This is a genomic window from Tessaracoccus aquimaris, assembly GCF_001997345.1.
GTDB classification, from domain to species: Bacteria; Actinomycetota; Actinomycetes; order Propionibacteriales; family Propionibacteriaceae; genus Arachnia; species Arachnia aquimaris.
The window spans coordinates 2,184,142-2,200,498 of record NZ_CP019606.1 but is presented as its reverse complement, the minus strand read 5'-3'; the positions used below and the strand labels follow the sequence as shown (position 1 = coordinate 2,200,498).

Here is a 16,357-nt window from a genome sequence, read left to right as displayed (position 1 = left end):
GGGCCAACTTGCCGCAGTTTCAACAGGAATGGGTAGCGGTACCTAGCCACCCGGTGAGTCCGGATCGGCGCCGCCTAGACTGCGCGGCATGGCCATCTCGAAGATCCTGCTCTTCTACCGCTTCGCGCCGTTGGCCGATCCGGAGGCCGTCAGGCTGTGGCAACTGGAACTGTGCACCCGCCTCGGGCTGCGGGGCCGCATCATCGTCGCCCCGCACGGCATCAATGGGACCCTCGGGGGAGACATCGACGCCTCCAAGGCCTATCTGAAGGCGACACGGCAGTTCGGTCCCTTCCACGACCTTGACCCGAAGTGGTCGGAAGGCTCGCCCCTGGACGCGGATGGGGCGAGCGCGGACTTCCCGCGCCTCAGCGTCAAGACCCGGCCCGAACTGGTCGCATTCGGCCACCCCGAACTTGCCGTCGACGGGGACGGCGTGGTCGGCGGAGGTAGCCGCCTGACGCCGGAGCAGGTCGACGAGTTGGCGGCCGCCCGCGACGACGTCGTGTTCTTTGACGGCCGCAACCGGATCGAGGCGGCCGTCGGGCGCTTCGACGGCGCCGTCGTGCCCGACGTCGACAACACGGCCGACTTCGTCGCCGAACTCGACTCGGGCGGCTACGACCACTTGAAGGGCAGGCCGGTCATCACGTACTGCACCGGCGGGGTGCGCTGCGAGGTGCTGAGCGCGCTGATGATCCAGCGCGGCTTCTCCGAGGTGTACCAACTCGACGGTGGCATCGCGCGCTACCTGGAGCGGTTCGGCAGCGGGTCGAGGTGGCGCGGGGCCCTGACGGTGTTCGACGCGCGGGAGGTGGTCGAACCGGAAGGCGCGGAACCCATCGGGGTGTGCCACCGCTGCGGGGCGCCGTCGTCGCGGCTTCAGAACTGCTCTGACCTGGCGTGTCGCACCCGGCTCGTCACCTGTTCGGGTTGCGCGGGGCGAAACATCGCGTGCGGCGACCACGCAGCCAATAGCCTTGGCTCCCATGAGTGAGCTGTTCGACGGCTACCCCCGGGGGCAGGCCGTCTACGACGAGATGGTCGGCCCCGACGGCGTGCGGCCGGCACTGAAATCCGTCGCCGCCGAGTTCGACCGGCTCGGCCTCGACGAGGTCCGCACCCGCGCCGACTACCTCAGCTCCGTCTACATCGACCAGGGCGTCACGTTCGACATCGGCGGCGAGGAGCGGCCGTTCCCGCTCGACATCGTGCCGCGCGTGATGCAGGCTGCCGAGTTCTCCCACGTCGAGGCGGGCAGCAGGCAGCGGGTCCGCGCCATGGAGGCCTTCCTCGACGACATCTACTCGGAGGGCCGCTGCTTCGTCGACGGCGTCATCCCGCGCCATGTGGTTGCCTCCTCCCCGCACTTCCACCGCGTGATGGCGGGCCTGACCACCGCAAACGGCGTCCGGGTCCACATCGCTGGCATCGACCTGATCCGCGGCGACGACGGCGTCTACCGGGTGCTGGAGGACAACGTCCGCAGCCCATCAGGCGTCTCTTACGTGATGACCAATCGGCGCGCGATCAACTCGGCGCTGCCGGAGGTCGCGGGCAAGCACCGGATCCGCCCCGTCGAGGACTACCCGTCCGAGCTGCTGAAGGCCCTCCGGGCGGCCGCCCCGTCCGGCATCACTGACCCGACCGTGGTGGTCCTTACGCCCGGCGTCTACAACTCCGCCTACTTCGAGCACGCGCTGCTCGCCCGCATGATGGGCGTCGAACTGGTCGAGGGCCGCGACCTGGTCGCGCACGGCGGCCGCGTGTCGCTGCGCACCACCCGCGGCCTTCGCCCCGTGCACGTCATCTACCGCCGCATCGACGACGAGTTCCTCGACCCAGCAGTGTTCCGGGCCGACTCGGTGCTCGGCTGCGCCGGCCTGCTGAACGCGGCGCGCGCGGGCAACGTGACCATCGCCAACGCCGTCGGCAACGGCGTCGCCGACGACAAGCTGGTCTACAGCTACCTGCCTGACCTGATGCGCTTCTACCTCGGCGAGGAGCCGATCCTCGCGCAGGTCGACACGTGGCGGCTGGAGGAACCCGACGCCCGCGAGGAGGTCCTCGACCGGCTCGACGAGCTCGTCGTCAAACCCGTCGACGGCTCGGGAGGCAAGGGCATCGTGATCGGCCCGCGCGCCACCCCCGAGCAGTTGGAGAAGCTGCGCCGCCTGATCATCAAGGACGCGCGCGGCTGGATCGCCCAGCCCGTCGTGCAACTCAGCACCGTGCCGACCATGATCGACGGGCAGTTGCGGCCCCGCCACGTCGACCTGCGGCCCTTCGTCGTCAACGGCGGCTCCGAGGGCATCTACGTGCTGCCCGGCGGCCTCACCCGCGTCGCGCTGCCCGAGGGGGAGCTGATCGTCAACTCATCGCAGGGCGGCGGCTCGAAGGACACCTGGGTGCTCGCCGACTCGCGCCCCACCCGTCGCCGCGAGCAGGACCGGCAGGTCGCCCGGCCCTCCGCGGTGCCGCTGAGTGACCAGATCATCGACCGGGTGATCAGGCACCAACACGAGCAGCAACAGCAGAGCCGGGGAGGGGAGGCGTCATGCTGAGCCGGATCGCCGACTCCCTGTTCTGGATCGGCCGCTACCTGGAACGGGCGGAGGACACCGCCCGCATCGTCGAGGTGCACCTGCACCAGAGCCTCGACGACCCGACGCTCGACAAGACGCAGGCCGCCAACGACCTGCTGCTGCTGATGGGGCTGCCTGGTTCCGAGAGCCCGGACGTGCTGCTGCGGCTCTGCTACGAGGAGTCCTCACCCGTCAGCTTCCTCTCCGCGCTCACCCACGCCCGCGAGGCCGCAAGGAGGGCCCGCGAGACGGTCTCGACGGAGGTGTGGGAGTCGATCAACACCACGTGGCTCGCCGTGCGCGGCGGCCGCCTGCAGCGGATGCGGCCCGCGTCGATGTTCAAGTTCATCCGCGAACGCTGCGCCGTCATCGCGGGCCTCGCGGACAACACCATGAGCCACGACGAGGGCTGGCTGTTCCTGACGCTTGGCCGCAGCATCGAGCGGATCGACATGACCTCGAGGCTGCTGTCGACCCCGTCGTTCGCAGCGAACTCGCAGCGCGCCTGGGACCACGTGCTCAGCGGTTGCGGCGCCCACCACGCGTTCGTGCAGCGCTACGGCGCGCTCGCCTCCGACCGGGACGCCGTCGAGTTCCTGATGCTGGACAGGCTCTTCCCCCGCAGCCTGATCTACACGCTCAACACAGCCGTCGAGGCGCTTGCCCAACTCGGCCCCAGCAACCTGCGGATCCGGCCGGACGACCCGGCGATGCGACTGCTCGGCGCGGCCCGCGCCACGCTGGAGTACCTGCCGCCCGACGAGATCCTGCGGGACCTACCCGAGGAGATGGCCCGGCTGCAGGCGGTCTGCTCGCAGGCCACGAGCGCGATCTCCGCACGCTACTTCGAGGGCTCCGCCGCAGCGGAGTGGGTTGGAGGTGCCTGGTGAGCCAGTACCGCATCGTCCACACGACCGGCTACCGCTACGGAGGCGGCGCAACCGACTCGTTCAACGAGGCCAGGATGACGCCGCTGACGTCGCGCCGCCAACTGGTGCTCTCCAGCAAACTCGACATCACCCCGGTCGCCTGGACGCACAGCTACCGGGACTACTGGGGCACCTCCGCCGTCGCTTTCGAGGTGCACGAGCGGCACTCCGAACTGAAGGTCGTCGCGACGTCGACGGTCGACATCCACGAGGTCGGCCGCGTCGAGGAACCGCTCGGCTGGGAGGGCCTCGCCGACCCCGAACTGCGCGACCGCTACGGGGAACTCCTCGGCCAGACTGGCTACGTCCGGCCGCACCGCGACGTGTTGCGGATCGCCGAGTCCGTCCGGAAGAACGCGCCGACCCCTGTCGACGCCGTCGCGGAACTGACGAGCAGGCTGCGCGGCACCGTCGGCTACGTGCCAGGCGTCACGCAGGTGCACACCCAGGCCGCCGAGGTGTGGGAGCAGGGCGCCGGCGTCTGCCAGGACATCGCGCACCTGACGCTTGGCGGTCTGCGCGCGATGGGCATCCCGGCGCGCTACGTCTCCGGCTACGTCGTGCAGCGGGCCGACCCGGCGATCGGCGAGGTGCTGATCGGGGAGTCGCACGCCTGGCTGCAGTTCTTCGACGGGGAGTGGCTGGGCTACGACCCGACGAGCGAGTCGGTGCCGAGCGGCACCCACGTCGAGGTCGGCTTCGGCCGCGACTACGCGGACGTGCCGCCGCTCAAGGGCATCTACACCGGCTCCGGCGGGTCCGAGATGTACGTGTCGGTGGAGATGACGCGGCTCACCTGAGCGGCCTCCGGCACGTCGTTGACGGCCGCGGTCACCGTCCGGATGAACAGCAGCAGCCAGACGAACACAGAGCTGACGGCGCCCATCTCGAAGGCCGTGATGTTCAGGTAGCCCGCTCCGAGGTGCAGGTAGACGACGCCCGCGAGCAGCGCCACGACGATGAGGGTCACGGCGATGAAGCCGCCCGGCAGTTTCTTCAGCAGGATCGGCACGCCGACCAGCAGCACCGCGAACACGCCGATCGCGCCGTAGGTGACCATGTTGTGCCAGAACATCGACAGGTTCACGGGTATCACGCCGACCATGCCGAGCAGCAGCCCGAGCGCCACGAGCGCGACGCGGATGAAGCGGACCTTCCAGACGGGTTCGTCGTGGTGCTCCGCCCAGGTCGACAGGTCGTGGGTGAGGAAGTCGGCGAGCGCCATCAGCACCAGCCCGCTGAGGATCAGGGTGAAGTTGAACAGCACCCCGGAGCGGTCCGAGGCGGCGCCGAGCGCGGAGAAGTGCTGCTGCCACCACTGCGGATCGGACGAACTGAGCGCGCTGGCGAGCGATCCGACCACCAGGAAGAGGGCCACGAGCACCGACAGGGACTCGGTCGTCAGGGTCGTGGCGCTGGAGGCAGACACGTAGGCGGCGATCGCGCAGACGAGGCCGACGGTGAAGGCGCCCGCGTAGCGGTCCAGGTCAAGGGTGCGGAAGGCGCCGGAGAAGACGGCGTAGACGGCGGTCGCCGCGAAGAACGCGAACGAGGCGTGCACAAGCGCGAGCCCCGCCTGGTCGAGGAACCTGCGGGGCCGCGAGAGTTTTTCGAGCCAGGGCCGCTCGCCAAAGCCCGTCAGCCGCATCGCGATCAGGAACCCGATGCCCGCGGCGAAGAAGGCCACGAAAGCGCCGAGTTCGCCGACCGAGCCCCGGCCGAAGATCGCCGACTGGGGCTTGAGAATGAACAGGGCGAGGACGACGCCGACGACGAGCCCGATCCCGCCCAGCAGGAGGGCCAGGTTCTCGTCCCGGGACGTGCGGTTCTGCGTCGAGGTGCTCACTGGTCAAGTCTTGCGCAGTCAGCAGCCAACGGTGCGCGTCCGCCTGCACCGGTCGGTGAGCCGCATGCACGCCGCTCGTGGAACCGGACGGCCTACCGTTCGTTGGGCCGGACGCCTACCGTTCGTTGAGCCGGACGCCTACCGCTCGTTGAGCCGGACGGCCGACGAAGTCGCGCGTCCGCGTCGAAACGTCCGTGACGTGGATGAAGCCTTGGCCCAATGCTGTGTGCGCGGATCCGAGGCGTCAGGTGACGCTCGGTGTTCGGACCCCTCGACAGGCTCGGGGAACGGGGGACCGCTCGTTGAACCGGACGGCCCACCGCTCGTTGAGCCGGACGCCTACCGTTCGTTGAGCCGGACGGCCGACGTAGTCGCGCGTCCGCGTCGAAACGTCCGTGACATGCGTGGCGTCTCGGCCCCGGGCTGTGTGTGCGGATCTGGGTCGGTCACGTGGCGCTCGGTGTTCGGACCCCTCGACAGGCTCGGGGAACGGGGGACCGCTCGTTGAACCGGACGGCCCACCGCTCGTTGAGCCGGACGCCTACCGTTCGTTGAGCCGGACGGCCGACGTAGTCGCGCGTCCGCGTCGAAACGTCCGAGACGTGTCCTGGGTCCTGGGCACGGGGAGTCGGTCGAGAACCGGTCACGCGGCGCTCGGTGTTCGGACCACTCGACAGGCTCGGGGAGCGGTGACCGTTCGTTGAGCCGGACGGCCGACGAAGTCGCGCGTCCGCGTCGAAACGTCCGCGATGTGTGCGGTGTTCCGGCACCCCCACCGTGCGGTTCTGCTCTCGCGCGGCTTCCGCATCGTCAGCACCTTATAGAGTCGCGGCTGGTAGCTTCCGAGGATGGTGAGAGAAGGCTGGAAGACGATCCAGTGGCCGGACGACCGTCTGGCCGTTTTTCGACAGGTTAGGGCGATCGCGAGGTCGATCGAGAAGCCAAGACTCCACAGAACCGGCACCCACCTTCGAGACTTCGTCATCGACAACGTCGTGTACCAGTTGTTCGACGAGTTTCATGCGGTCACTACGCCTGAGAAGCTGGGCACTGTGATCCACTCCTCTGAGGTGCCAGCTTTCAAGGAGCTTGGACGGCTCCTCGCCCCGGTGGTGGGTGACCTGGGCAACAGTCGCGAGGAGGTCTATCTCGCCGATCCGAGGTGGCCTGCGGTGGTGGAGGCGGCTCGCGTCGTGTTGGCGGCGATGGAGGCCTCTGACACGTGGACTGAGGACGACCCGCCTACCATGTATCCGATTCCTCCATTTCGGCAATGACGCGTTTGGCGGCGTTCACCACGCCCGGCCAGCGGGGATCTGCCCTGGGGTCGTCCTCTTGGTCGTAGTCGTCGTAGATCGCGCCGAGGGCCTCGCCGAAGGCCGCGAATGCGGGGATTTCCCATTCGTGCAGAATCGCACCTGGGGTAGCAAGTGAGACGTCTGGCAGCAGGTCGTAGTCCTCATACAGCACCTCCCACGTGTAGAAGAAGCTGAATGCTGGTACGGCCAAGCCAATGCCGTGCAAGTCGGGCTTGTCGATCGAGTCCGCGATGCGCTCGAGCGTCGCCAGTACCTGCCAACGGGAGTTGGGGCCTGTGACGATGCAAGGGCGTGACTTCTCCATCACCGCACTCTAGTGAGCGGGCGCCTGCCCGAGGGGGGTTGCCGAGCACTCGGCGGCGGCATCCGCGTCGAAGCCTCTGACCATGAGCGCTCGGTGTTCGGACCCCTCGACAGGCTCGGGGATCGGTAACCGCTCGTTGAGCCGAAGGCCCTCCGTTCGTTGAGCCGGACCGCCGACGTAGTCGCGCGTCCGTGTCGAAACGTCCGAGACGTGTGCGGTGTTCCGGCCCAGGTGTGTGCGGATCCGGGGCGGTCACGTGGCGCTCGGTGTTCGGAGCCCTCGACGGGCTCGGGGAGCGATGACCGCTCGATGTTCGTCACCCTCGACAGGCTCCTGGAACGGATCGGCGATCGGACCCCGCGACAAGCTCGGGGGCCGAAGCGAGGCGCTACGCTCGGGACCATGACCCACCAGCTTGCGGCCCTCCTGCAGGAGATCATCGACGTCGAGTCGGTGTCCGGCAACGAGCGGGCCCTGGCCGACCTGGTCGAGCGGCACCTCGCCGCGCAGCCCCACCTCACCGTCTTCCGCGACGGCGACTGCCTCGTCGCGCGCACCGAGCGCGGCCTGCCGGAGCGGGTCGTCATCGCGGGGCACCTCGACACCGTCCCTGTGCTCGACAACCTGCCCTCGCGCTACCTCCAGACGCCCGAGGGCGACGTGGTCTGGGGCAGGGGCGCGTGCGACATGAAGGGCGGCGTCGCCGTCATGCTGACGCTCGCCGCCGAACTCGCCGAACCGAACCGCGACCTGACCTGGATCTTCTACGACCACGAGGAGGTCGAGGCCGCCAAGAACGGGCTCGGCCGGCTCGCCGGGAACCGCCCCGACCTGATCGAGGCCGACTTCGCGATCCTGATGGAGCCCACCTCCGCCACCATCGAGGGCGGCTGCCAAGGCACTATCCGCGCCGAACTGCGCACCACGGGAACCGCGGCGCACAGCGCTCGCGCCTGGATGGGTCACAACGCCATCCACGATCTGGCACCGGCGCTCAACGTGCTCGCCGGCTACGTCTCGGAGGAGATCGAGGTGGAGGGCCTCACGTTCCGGGAGGGCCTCAACGCGGTCGGCGTCAGCGGTGGCGTCGCCACCAACATGATTCCGCCTGCCGCGACGCTGACGGTCAACTACCGCTACGCGCCCGACAAGACCCCCGACGAGGCGCTCGCCCGCCTCGCTGACTGGTTCGACGGCTACGACCTCGCCATCACCGACGTCTCGCCCGCGGCACGACCCGGCCTCGACCGTCCCGCAGCGCAGGCCTTCGTGGCCGCCGTCGGGGGCGAGGCCTCGGCGAAGTACGGCTGGACCGACGTCGCCCGGTTCAGCGAACTGGGCGTGCCCGCCGTCAACTTCGGCCCGGGCGACCCCTCGTACGCGCACCGCGCCGACGAGTTCTGCCCCGTCGCCGACCTCGACACCTGCGCGGCAGGCCTGCGCAGTTTCCTCACCAGTTCGCCCGAAAGTGAGCCAACCCATGACTGAACCGAAGCGCCGCCGCCAGGGGGCAGTCCTCCTCGGAGGCAAGGAACACGCGCAGCCGATGGCCGACCAGGCGCTGCTCGAGGGACGCGAGAAGAACCACTGGAGCCAGCACGACCCGTGGCGGGTGCTGCGCATCCAGTCGGAGTTCGTGGAGGGGTTCGACGCCCTCAATGCGCTCGAGCCTGCCGTGTCGATCTTCGGCTCGGCGCGCACCAAGCCGAACGACCCGATGTACAAGGCGACCGAGGAGATCGCACGAAAGCTCGTCGACAAGGGGTTCGCGGTGATCACCGGCGGCGGCCCCGGCATCATGGAGGCCGGCAACAAGGGCGCCTACGAGGCGGACGGGTGCTCGGTCGGGCTCGGCATCGAACTGCCCCACGAGCAGGGCATGAACGACTACATCACCATCGGCGTCAACTTCCGCTACTTCTTCGCCCGCAAGATGATGTTCCTCAAGTACAGCCAGGGCTTCATCACCATGCCAGGCGGGTTCGGCACCCTCGACGAACTGTTCGAGGCGCTCACCCTGATCCAGACCGGCAAGGTCACCCACTTCCCGATGGTGCTCTTCGGGCGCGACCACTGGGCGGGCCTGCTCGACTGGGTCCGCGGGTCGATCGCGGAGGGCGGCTATATCTCGCACGAGGACCTCGACCTGATCACCGTCACCGACGACGTGGACGAGGCGATCGAGGCCATGGGCGAGCCCGGCCAGTTCGGCACGGTGTAGCCGGATGTGGATCGCGATCGTCATCGTCGGTCTCGTGGTGCTCGGCCTCGCCGCGTACGCCGCGCTCGGACGCCTGGGGGAGATGCGCCCCGACGCCATCACGGACAGCCCGAAGGGGCGGGTACCCGAGGGCCAGGTCGACGCTGAGTTCATGCAGGGTCTCGTGATCCCGCTGCGGACGAACGGCTACTCGCCGCAACAGGTCGACGCCTTCCTGGGCGAGGTCATCGCCGGGACCGCTGGCCCCGCGGTCGATGCGCGCTTCGACGTGGTGCGGCGCGGCTACGACATGTCGGTGGTCGACGACATCCTCGACCGCGTCACCGCGCGGGAACGGCAGGAACAGGGCGTCGGGGAGGCCCCGGGTGCTCCGTTCGTGGACGCAAACCCTTTGGTCGACCCGACCACAGACGCGGCGTTCAGGCCGGTGCCCGAAACCGCGTTTGACGACGCCGAAGACGTCGCGACGCCCCAACGTGGGCTCCCGGAGGACACCGATCGTCCCGCCTGAGCGTGCGGCGCATATTGTGCCCCTTGCCGCCGCGTTTTGCGTGAATAAGGAATAATGGATGCCAACCACAGTTCGGCAACACAGAATGAGGGTGGCAGATGGCAGCGATGAAGCCCCGCACGGGTGACGGTCCGATGGAGGTCACGAAGGAAGGCCGAGGGATCGTGATGCGCGTTCCGGTCGACGGAGGTGGACGCCTCGTCGTCGAAATGAACGCCACAGAGGCCACCGACCTGCTGAACGCCCTCAAGGAGGTCGTCGGCTAGTCCGACTCACCCACAGCAGACGCCGACGGGGCGGCCCCACTCAGGGGCCGCCCCGTCGGCGTTCGCGCTGCTCAGGCCTGCTTGGCCGCGTGCGAGGCGATCGCCGCGTTGTACACGTCGACGGTCTCCTGCGCGATCTTCGCCCACGAGAACTCGTCGATGCAGCGCTGCCTTCCCGCGAGGCCGAACTCGCGGGCCCGCTCGGGGGTGCGCGTCAGCTCGTTGACCTTCGCCGCAAAGTCGGCCTCGAACGCGGCCACGAACTCCGGGTCACCCGCCTTCGCCGGGTCGTAGGCCACCAGGTAGCCCGTCTGGCCGTCGACGACGACCTCGGGGATGCCCCCGACGGCGCTCGCCACGACGGGCGTCTCGCAGGCCATCGCCTCGAGGTTGACGATGCCGAGCGGTTCGTAGATCGACGGGCAGGCGAACAGCGTGGCGTGGGTCAGGACCTGACGGACGGCGGCGCGCGGCAGCATCTCCTGCACCCAGATCACCGGGGCGGAGCGCTCGGCCTTCAGGTCGGCGAAGGCCTCCTCGAACTCGGCGGCGATCTCCGGGGTGTCGGGGGCTCCCGCGAGCAGCACCAACTGGGTGTCGGGGTCGAACTGCTTGGCGGCCCGCACCAGGTGCACGAGGCCCTTCTGGCGCGTGATGCGACCCACGAAGGCGACAGACGGGCGGTCAAGGTCGATCCCGAGGCCCGTGACGACGTCGGTGTCGTGATCGGGGCGGAACTCGTCGGTGTCGATGCCGTTGCGCACCACGTGCACCTTAGCCGGGTCCAGATCGGGGTAGCTGGCCAGCACGTCGCGGCGCATCCCCTCGCTGACCGAGATGACGGCGTCGGCGGCCTCATAGGCCGTCTTCTCCGCCCACGACGACACGCGGTAGCCGCCGCCCAACTGCTCGGCCTTCCACGGGCGGTGCGGTTCGAGCGAGTGCGACGTCACCACGTGCGGCACGTCCAGCATCAGCGAGGTCAGCAGGCCGCCCATGTTGGCGTACCAGGTGTGCGAGTGCACGATGTCGACGTCGGGGCTCACCGCCGCGGCCATCGACAGGTCAGCGCCGAGGACCCGCAGCGCGGCGTTGGCGCCCTCGGGGAAGTCCTCGGCGTGGGCGGTCGCGCCCTCGCGGGGCTCGCCCATGCAGTGGACCTCGACGTCGATCAGCTTGCGGAGTTGGGGGACGAGCTGAGCCACATGGACCCCTGCTCCGCCGTAGATGGACGGGGGATATTCACGCGTCAGCAGGGCCAGTTTCATGGTCATGTTCGCATCGTTGCACACCGGAGGTGGCCCTTGCGGTTGGATTTCCTGGAATCGCTTGTTGCCGAGCCTCGAAAGGCAATAGGTTCAGGGCATGGTCGCACGTCCAGAGATCCTGTCCATCGTCCTTGCAGGCGGCGAGGGTAAGCGGTTGATGCCCCTGACGGCCGACCGGGCCAAGCCCGCCGTACCCTTCGGCGGCACGTATCGCCTCATCGACTTCGTGTTGTCGAACCTCGCCAACTCGAACCTGCGTCAGATCGCGGTACTGACGCAGTACAAGTCGCACTCGCTCGACCGTCACATCTCCAAGACGTGGCGCTTCTCGACGATGCTCGGCAACTACGTGGCCCCGGTTCCCGCCCAGCAGCGCCTCGGGCCCCGCTGGTACCAGGGCAGCGCCGACGCCATCTACCAGAGCCTGAACCTCATCCTCGATGCCCAACCCGACTACATCGTCGTATTCGGGGCGGACAACATCTACCGGATGGACATCGAGCAGATGCTCGACGCCCACATCGACTCCGGCCTCGGGGCGACCGTCGCCGGGATCCGGGTGCCGCGCAAGGAAGCGTCGGCGTTCGGCATCATCGACTCCGCCCCCGATCACAAGATCAAGAGCTTCCTCGAGAAGCCGGCCGACCCGCCCGGCCTGCCCGACTCGCCGGATGAGTCGTTCGCGTCGATGGGCAACTACATCTTCAGCAGCCAGGCGCTCATCGAGGCCCTGCGCGCCGACGCGGCCGACCCGACCGCCCGTCACGACATGGGCGGCGACATCATCCCGTGGTTCACGGAGCAGGGCCAGGCGCAGGTCTACGACTTCAAGGAGAACCGGGTCCCCGGTGCCACCGAGAAGGACATCAACTACTGGCGCGACGTGGGCACCATCGACGCCTTCCACGAGGCCCACATGGACCTCGTCAGCGTCGAGCCCGAGTTCAACCTCTACAACAGGGACTGGCCGATCTGGACCGATCAGGTCCAGGCTCCCGGCGCCAAGTTCGTGATGCGTGGCCGCGCCGAGGACTCCATCGTGACGGCGGGCTGCATCATCTCCGGCGGCGAGGTCGACCGGACGGTGCTCAGCCCCAACGTGCGCGTCGAGAAGTGGGCTCAGGTCTCCGACTCGGTCCTGATGGACAACGTCCAGATCGGCCGCGACGCCGTCGTCCGCCGCGCGATCCTCGACAAGAACGTCGTCATCCCCGACGGCGTGCAGATCGGCGTCGACCATGAGCACGACCGCGCCCGGGGCCTCAGCGTCTCCGAGGGCGGCATCGTCACCGTCGGCAAGGGCGAGACCGTCCCGCGCGACTGAACCACACGCAGTAGGGTCCGGCGGAACTGCTCCGCCGGGCCTTCGCGTTGTCCGCCGTCAGTCCTTGACGGCGACCAGCATGCCGTTGCCGACAGGCAGCATCGCCTGCGTGTACGACTCGCTGCCCGTGATCGCCTCGAGCGCCTCGCGGATGATGATCGCCTCGTCCGACTCGTCGTCGGGGTCCGCGACGTGGTTGTGCCACAGCACATCGTTGACGACAAGCAGGCCGCCGTGGCGCAGCAGGCGCAGCGCGCCCGCGACGTACTCGACGTATTCGAGCTTGTCGCCGTTGATGAAGACGATGTCGTAGGCGCCGTCGCGCAGCTTCGGCATGATCTCGATGGGCGAACCCGAGATCAGACGGAACCGCGACGACGTGAAGCCGCCCCTGGCGAACAGGGCGCGCGCCGGGATCTGGTTGTCGGCCTCCACGTCGATCGAGGTGAGGATGCCGTCGGGGCCCATCCCCTCGAGGAAGGTGAGGCCGGAGGCGCCCATCAGGGTGCCCACCTCGACGACCGCCTTGGCGTCGATGGCGCGGGTCAGCATCTTTAACGTGGCGGCGACGCCCGTCGAGATGGGGGTGATGGTGTTGACCGTTGCCTCGTCACGGGCCTCGGCAACGTCGGGGGAGGGCGCGATGTAGTCCTCGGCGAAGGACCAGCTCGCGGCGTCAGGGGAATGCACTGGGTTGCTCACGTGGCCAGCCTACTAAGCCCCATGACGTCTTGACCTAAGATGTCGGGCATGAACGACGACGACATGTCGCCCGTCTTCGGACGGGTGCTCTCCGCCATGGTCACGCCGTTGACACCCGATGGTTCGGAGGTCGACTACGCGCAGGCCGCCAGGCTCGCTTCCCACCTCGTCGACGACCTGGGCCATGACGGCCTCGTCGTCAACGGGACCACGGGCGAGTCGCCCACCACGAGCGACGATGAGAAGCGGGCACTGCTCGACGCGGTCGTCACGGCGGTGGGTGACAGGGCGAGCGTCGTCGCAGGCGTCGGGACGTTCTCCACCAAGCACAGCGTCGAACTCGCCAGGCAGGCCGCCTCGGTCGGTGTCGACGGCGTGCTGATCGTCACCCCGTACTACTCGCGCCCCCCGGTGGACGCACTCGAGGACCACTTCGTCGCGGTCGCGGAGGCCACCAGCCTGCCCGCGATGCTCTACGACATTCCGCACCGCACCGGGACCGCCATCCCAGAGGACATGCTGATCCGGCTGGCGCAGCACCCCAACATCCGCGCCGTCAAGGATGCCAAGGGCGACGTCGCGTCGTCGTCGGTGGTGCTCGCCAACTCCGAACTCGCTTACTACGCGGGCGACGACGCCATGCTGCTCCCGCTGATGGCCGTCGGCGGCGTCGGGGTGGTCGGCACCTCCACGCACTTCACCGGGCTCGCCGCCCGCGAGATCGTCGACCACTTCGTCGCGGGGCGGGTGCAGGAGGCCGTGATGGCCAACCGGCACGTGCTGCCCGCCTTCCGTGGGGTGTTCGCCACCCAGGGCTGCATGATGGTCAAGGCGACCCTCGGGCTGCGGGACTTCAACGTCGGCCCGTGCAGGGCACCGATGGGGCGCGTCCCGGCTGGCATGGCCGAGGAGTACGCCGAGCTGCTGGAGAACCTGGGCTACGGCGCCTGACAAGGCAGGGAGCGTCCCGTGGAACAAACTGGGGCGCTCATCCGTTAAAGCTGTGAGGTATTTCACAGCTTGCTCACAGGTGGATCTGTCAGGCTGGTGGGCATGGAGAGGCGATCAATGTTCAGAGGCGGTAAGGCGGCCAAGGCCGCGGACCCGACCTGGACCGCGCCCACGTGGCAGGAACTCGTCCGCGACCATTCGGCACAGGTGTACCGCCTTGCCTACCGACTCACCGGCAACCAGCACGACGCGGAAGACCTCACCCAGGATGTCTTCGTCAAGGTGTTCAAGTCGATCCACACGTTCCAGCCAGGCACCCTCGAAGGGTGGCTGCACCGCATCACCACGAACCTCTTCCTCGATCAGGCCCGCCGCAAGCAGCGCATCAAGATGGATGCCTTCAGCGTCGCGCCCGAGGCGGTGTGGGGTTCAGCCTCGGGTCCCGAGGAGTTGCACGACGACTACGAGCTCGAGGCCGATGTTGCCTCCGCGCTCAAGGCCCTCAACCCCGAACAGCGGGTGGCCGTGGTCCTGTGCGACATCGAGGGCCTCAGCTATGAGGAGATCGCGGCGGTCCTGGACGTGAAGCTCGGCACCGTGCGCAGCAGGATCGCCCGAGGACGCGCAGCCCTGCGCGACGCTCTGGCGCACCGCGCACCCACCGACGGCCGCACGCGCTACGCCGGGGTCAACTAGATGGCCTCACCCTGCTGCGAGCGGATCCGCCCCGACCTGTCGGCCTACGCCGACCAGACCCTCCCGCCCAAACGCTGGGAGCAGGTCGCCTACCACCTCGCCGGCTGCGCCGAGTGCCGCGCCGAGCTCACCGCCATCGACGCCGTCTGCAGCGAGTTGAGCAAGTGCCGCGCCTCCGACCCGTCCGCGCTGCTCGCCTCCCGGCTGGAGTCGATCGCAGGCGAGCAGGCCGCGGCGCCCCTGTACATGGCGAGCGGGCCCGGGGAGCTTCCGTCGGCCCGACGCACCCGTAACCGCCGCGTCGCGCAGGGCTCGGTCGCGATGCTCGTCGTGGTGATGTCGGCCGTGGTGTTCGCGGTGCTGATCGCGCCGGAACCGCTGCGGATCAGCGACCCCGTCAAGGCGGCCCGCGAACAGTTCTCGATGTCGTCGTCGGCCGTCAGCGTCAACGAGGCGGTTGGCGCCGTCCTGCTCGCGTTCGAGCGGGGAGCCGACCTGGGGGAGTCCGTCAGCTACCAGTCGCGCCACAACGACAACGACATGCGCCCGGTGCAGCCGGAGCATGCTGCCCGCCTGCTCCGCGGTGCGACCGACTCGTCGGCCAGTTACACCGGTACCCAGCGGGTGTGGATCTCCGACGGCTCCGGGCACTACCGGAACGCCTCGGTGCGCACCACGAAGGTCGCGGGGGAGGGCGCCCAACTGGAGGTCTTCGACTCGCGCGGCGACCGGTTCATGTCCAGCTTCCTTCCCGCCATCACCACCAGCCCCGTCGACGCCCCCGAGGACTGGGAGTTCACGGAGGGCGCGCAGGTCGAGAGTGTCGGCGGTCGCGACGCCGTCCACCTGCAGGCAAACGACGGCGGTCGCCCGGTCGCGGCGTGGTGGTTCGACACCGACTCCGGCGTCCTGCTGTGGACCGAGCGCTATGAGGCCTCCGGCGACGTCACCCTCGCGATGGGCTACCAGGAGTTGCGGCTTGGCGAGGCGACCCTCAGCGAGGGCGTCGCCCAGCAGATCTCCCTCGAGCCTGCCTCGAAGAGCCAGACGGCCGGGTGGTGCATCGGGCTCGCCAGTTGCCCGCAGGAGATCGCAGGGCTACCGCTGGTGGCCTATGCGGCCTCCGACCGGCAGGGGCACCGGTCGATGACTCTGGTCTATTCGGACGGCTTCGAGTCGGCAGTGGTCGGCTGGACCGAGGGAGTGCTCGCCGACGGCACGACGCAGCAGTTGGCGCAGGGCCCTGGCGTCCCCACCGTCGAGTTGTGGCAGTGCGACGACGCCGTGATCTGGGTGACCACGAACGGCTCCGTCGACTTGGTCTCCGAGATCTCGCAGCAGTTGCCCCAGGAGGAGCCCTACCAGGCTTCGCTCGTCGACAAGATCAAGGCCGGCATCGACCGGCTGGTCTCGGTCGGCTGACCCCTCGAGCTAC

17 protein-coding genes are annotated in these 16,357 nt (G+C 68.7%); 13 read left to right on the top strand and 4 right to left on the bottom strand.

What is annotated here, in order from left to right:
* Positions 1-88: 88 nt before the first annotated feature.
* From trhO to BW730_RS10250, 4 genes are read left to right on the top strand one after another with little or no spacing between them, the layout of a single operon-like run.
* A complete protein-coding gene (gene trhO / locus BW730_RS10265; protein WP_077686162.1) occupies positions 89-997 on the top strand; it encodes an oxygen-dependent tRNA uridine(34) hydroxylase TrhO in 909 nt (302 codons plus the stop codon).
* Complete coding sequence (locus BW730_RS10260; protein ID WP_077686161.1) at positions 990-2,564, top strand: circularly permuted type 2 ATP-grasp protein; 1,575 nt, start codon at positions 990-992, stop codon at positions 2,562-2,564. Before trhO ends, BW730_RS10260 begins: the two co-directional genes overlap by 8 nt.
* Positions 2,558-3,475: an alpha-E domain-containing protein gene (locus tag BW730_RS10255; protein WP_077686160.1), complete on the top strand. Its 918-nt coding sequence runs from the start codon at positions 2,558-2,560 to the stop codon at positions 3,473-3,475. The genes BW730_RS10260 and BW730_RS10255 overlap by 7 nt, the downstream gene beginning before the upstream one ends.
* A complete protein-coding gene (locus tag BW730_RS10250; RefSeq protein ID WP_077686159.1) occupies positions 3,472-4,314 on the top strand; it encodes a transglutaminase family protein in 843 nt (280 codons plus the stop codon). The genes BW730_RS10255 and BW730_RS10250 overlap by 4 nt, the downstream gene beginning before the upstream one ends.
* On the opposite strand, the gene BW730_RS10245 is transcribed toward BW730_RS10250, so the two are convergent.
* Positions 4,254-5,360 (bottom strand): hypothetical protein, encoded by a 1,107-nt coding sequence (locus BW730_RS10245; RefSeq protein ID WP_077686158.1) that lies wholly within the window; start codon positions 5,358-5,360, stop codon positions 4,254-4,256. The two genes, BW730_RS10250 and BW730_RS10245, sit on opposite strands and share 61 nt — an antisense overlap.
* Positions 5,361-6,208: 848 nt before the next feature.
* Here BW730_RS10245 and BW730_RS10240 point away from each other — a divergent pair.
* The gene (locus BW730_RS10240) at positions 6,209-6,637 is read left to right on the top strand and encodes an SCO4402 family protein (protein WP_145952804.1); all 429 of its coding nucleotides are present in this window, start codon (positions 6,209-6,211) and stop codon (positions 6,635-6,637) included.
* On the opposite strand, the gene BW730_RS10235 is transcribed toward BW730_RS10240, so the two are convergent.
* Complete coding sequence (locus tag BW730_RS10235) at positions 6,603-6,983, bottom strand: hypothetical protein (RefSeq protein ID WP_077686156.1); 381 nt, start codon at positions 6,981-6,983, stop codon at positions 6,603-6,605. The genes BW730_RS10240 and BW730_RS10235 overlap by 35 nt on opposite strands.
* Positions 6,984-7,385: 402 nt before the next feature.
* On the opposite strand from BW730_RS10235, the gene dapE reads away from it, so the two are divergent.
* The 4 genes from dapE to BW730_RS10215 all read left to right on the top strand — a co-directional run bounded on the left by dapE (position 7,386) and on the right by BW730_RS10215 (position 9,981).
* The gene (gene dapE / locus BW730_RS10230; protein WP_077687613.1) at positions 7,386-8,471 is read left to right on the top strand and encodes a succinyl-diaminopimelate desuccinylase; all 1,086 of its coding nucleotides are present in this window, start codon (positions 7,386-7,388) and stop codon (positions 8,469-8,471) included.
* On the top strand, positions 8,464-9,204 hold the full coding sequence (locus BW730_RS10225) for an LOG family protein (protein ID WP_077686155.1): 741 nt from the start codon (positions 8,464-8,466) through the stop codon (positions 9,202-9,204). The genes dapE and BW730_RS10225 overlap by 8 nt, the downstream gene beginning before the upstream one ends.
* A gap of 4 nt (positions 9,205-9,208) precedes the next feature.
* A complete protein-coding gene (locus tag BW730_RS10220; RefSeq protein ID WP_077686154.1) occupies positions 9,209-9,715 on the top strand; it encodes a hypothetical protein in 507 nt (168 codons plus the stop codon).
* 98 nt (positions 9,716-9,813) lie between these two features.
* The gene (locus BW730_RS10215; protein ID WP_077686153.1) at positions 9,814-9,981 is read left to right on the top strand and encodes a DUF3117 domain-containing protein; all 168 of its coding nucleotides are present in this window, start codon (positions 9,814-9,816) and stop codon (positions 9,979-9,981) included.
* Positions 9,982-10,052: 71 nt separating this feature from the next.
* Here the strand turns inward: BW730_RS10215 and glgA are convergent, their stop codons facing one another.
* Complete coding sequence (gene glgA, locus BW730_RS10210) at positions 10,053-11,249, bottom strand: glycogen synthase (RefSeq protein ID WP_077687612.1); 1,197 nt, start codon at positions 11,247-11,249, stop codon at positions 10,053-10,055.
* Positions 11,250-11,346: 97 nt separating this feature from the next.
* Here glgA and glgC point away from each other — a divergent pair, with 97 nt between their 5' ends.
* The gene (gene glgC / locus BW730_RS10205; protein WP_077686152.1) at positions 11,347-12,573 is read left to right on the top strand and encodes a glucose-1-phosphate adenylyltransferase; all 1,227 of its coding nucleotides are present in this window, start codon (positions 11,347-11,349) and stop codon (positions 12,571-12,573) included.
* Positions 12,574-12,630: 57 nt separating this feature from the next.
* Here the strand turns inward: glgC and BW730_RS10200 are convergent, their stop codons facing one another.
* A complete protein-coding gene (locus BW730_RS10200; RefSeq protein ID WP_077686151.1) occupies positions 12,631-13,275 on the bottom strand; it encodes an O-methyltransferase in 645 nt (214 codons plus the stop codon).
* Between the two features lie 48 nt (positions 13,276-13,323).
* On the opposite strand from BW730_RS10200, the gene dapA reads away from it, so the two are divergent.
* The 3 genes from dapA (at position 13,324) to BW730_RS10185 (ending at position 16,344) form a co-directional block, all read left to right on the top strand.
* Positions 13,324-14,226, top strand: coding sequence for a 4-hydroxy-tetrahydrodipicolinate synthase (gene dapA, locus BW730_RS10195; RefSeq protein ID WP_226996693.1), 903 nt, complete (start codon positions 13,324-13,326; stop codon positions 14,224-14,226).
* A 117-nt stretch (positions 14,227-14,343) separates the two neighbouring features.
* The gene (sigE, locus tag BW730_RS10190; protein WP_077686150.1) at positions 14,344-14,922 is read left to right on the top strand and encodes an RNA polymerase sigma factor SigE; all 579 of its coding nucleotides are present in this window, start codon (positions 14,344-14,346) and stop codon (positions 14,920-14,922) included.
* Positions 14,923-16,344: an anti-sigma factor family protein gene (locus tag BW730_RS10185; protein WP_077686149.1), complete on the top strand. Its 1,422-nt coding sequence runs from the start codon at positions 14,923-14,925 to the stop codon at positions 16,342-16,344.
* Positions 16,345-16,357 lie beyond the last annotated feature (13 nt).

What these genes read in the sequence shown, in the direction of transcription:
- glgC (WP_077686152.1), top strand. Translation starts at nt 11,347, where the DNA reads ATGGTCGCACGTCCAGAGATCCTGTCCATCGTCCTTGCAGGCGGCGAG.
- dapE (WP_077687613.1), top strand. Translation starts at nt 7,386, where the DNA reads ATGACCCACCAGCTTGCGGCCCTCCTGCAGGAGATCATCGACGTCGAG.
- BW730_RS10185 (WP_077686149.1), top strand. Translation starts at nt 14,923, where the DNA reads ATGGCCTCACCCTGCTGCGAGCGGATCCGCCCCGACCTGTCGGCCTAC.
- BW730_RS10260 (WP_077686161.1), top strand. Translation starts at nt 990, where the DNA reads ATGAGTGAGCTGTTCGACGGCTACCCCCGGGGGCAGGCCGTCTACGAC.
- dapA (WP_226996693.1), top strand. Translation starts at nt 13,324, where the DNA reads ATGAACGACGACGACATGTCGCCCGTCTTCGGACGGGTGCTCTCCGCC.
- sigE (WP_077686150.1), top strand. Translation starts at nt 14,344, where the DNA reads ATGTTCAGAGGCGGTAAGGCGGCCAAGGCCGCGGACCCGACCTGGACC.
- BW730_RS10235 (WP_077686156.1), bottom strand. Translation starts at nt 6,983, where the DNA reads ATGGAGAAGTCACGCCCTTGCATCGTCACAGGCCCCAACTCCCGTTGG.
- BW730_RS10220 (WP_077686154.1), top strand. Translation starts at nt 9,209, where the DNA reads ATGTGGATCGCGATCGTCATCGTCGGTCTCGTGGTGCTCGGCCTCGCC.
- glgA (WP_077687612.1), bottom strand. Translation starts at nt 11,249, where the DNA reads ATGAAACTGGCCCTGCTGACGCGTGAATATCCCCCGTCCATCTACGGC.
- BW730_RS10225 (WP_077686155.1), top strand. Translation starts at nt 8,464, where the DNA reads ATGACTGAACCGAAGCGCCGCCGCCAGGGGGCAGTCCTCCTCGGAGGC.
- BW730_RS10255 (WP_077686160.1), top strand. Translation starts at nt 2,558, where the DNA reads ATGCTGAGCCGGATCGCCGACTCCCTGTTCTGGATCGGCCGCTACCTG.
- trhO (WP_077686162.1), top strand. Translation starts at nt 89, where the DNA reads ATGGCCATCTCGAAGATCCTGCTCTTCTACCGCTTCGCGCCGTTGGCC.
- BW730_RS10240 (WP_145952804.1), top strand. Translation starts at nt 6,209, where the DNA reads ATGGTGAGAGAAGGCTGGAAGACGATCCAGTGGCCGGACGACCGTCTG.
- BW730_RS10215 (WP_077686153.1), top strand. Translation starts at nt 9,814, where the DNA reads ATGGCAGCGATGAAGCCCCGCACGGGTGACGGTCCGATGGAGGTCACG.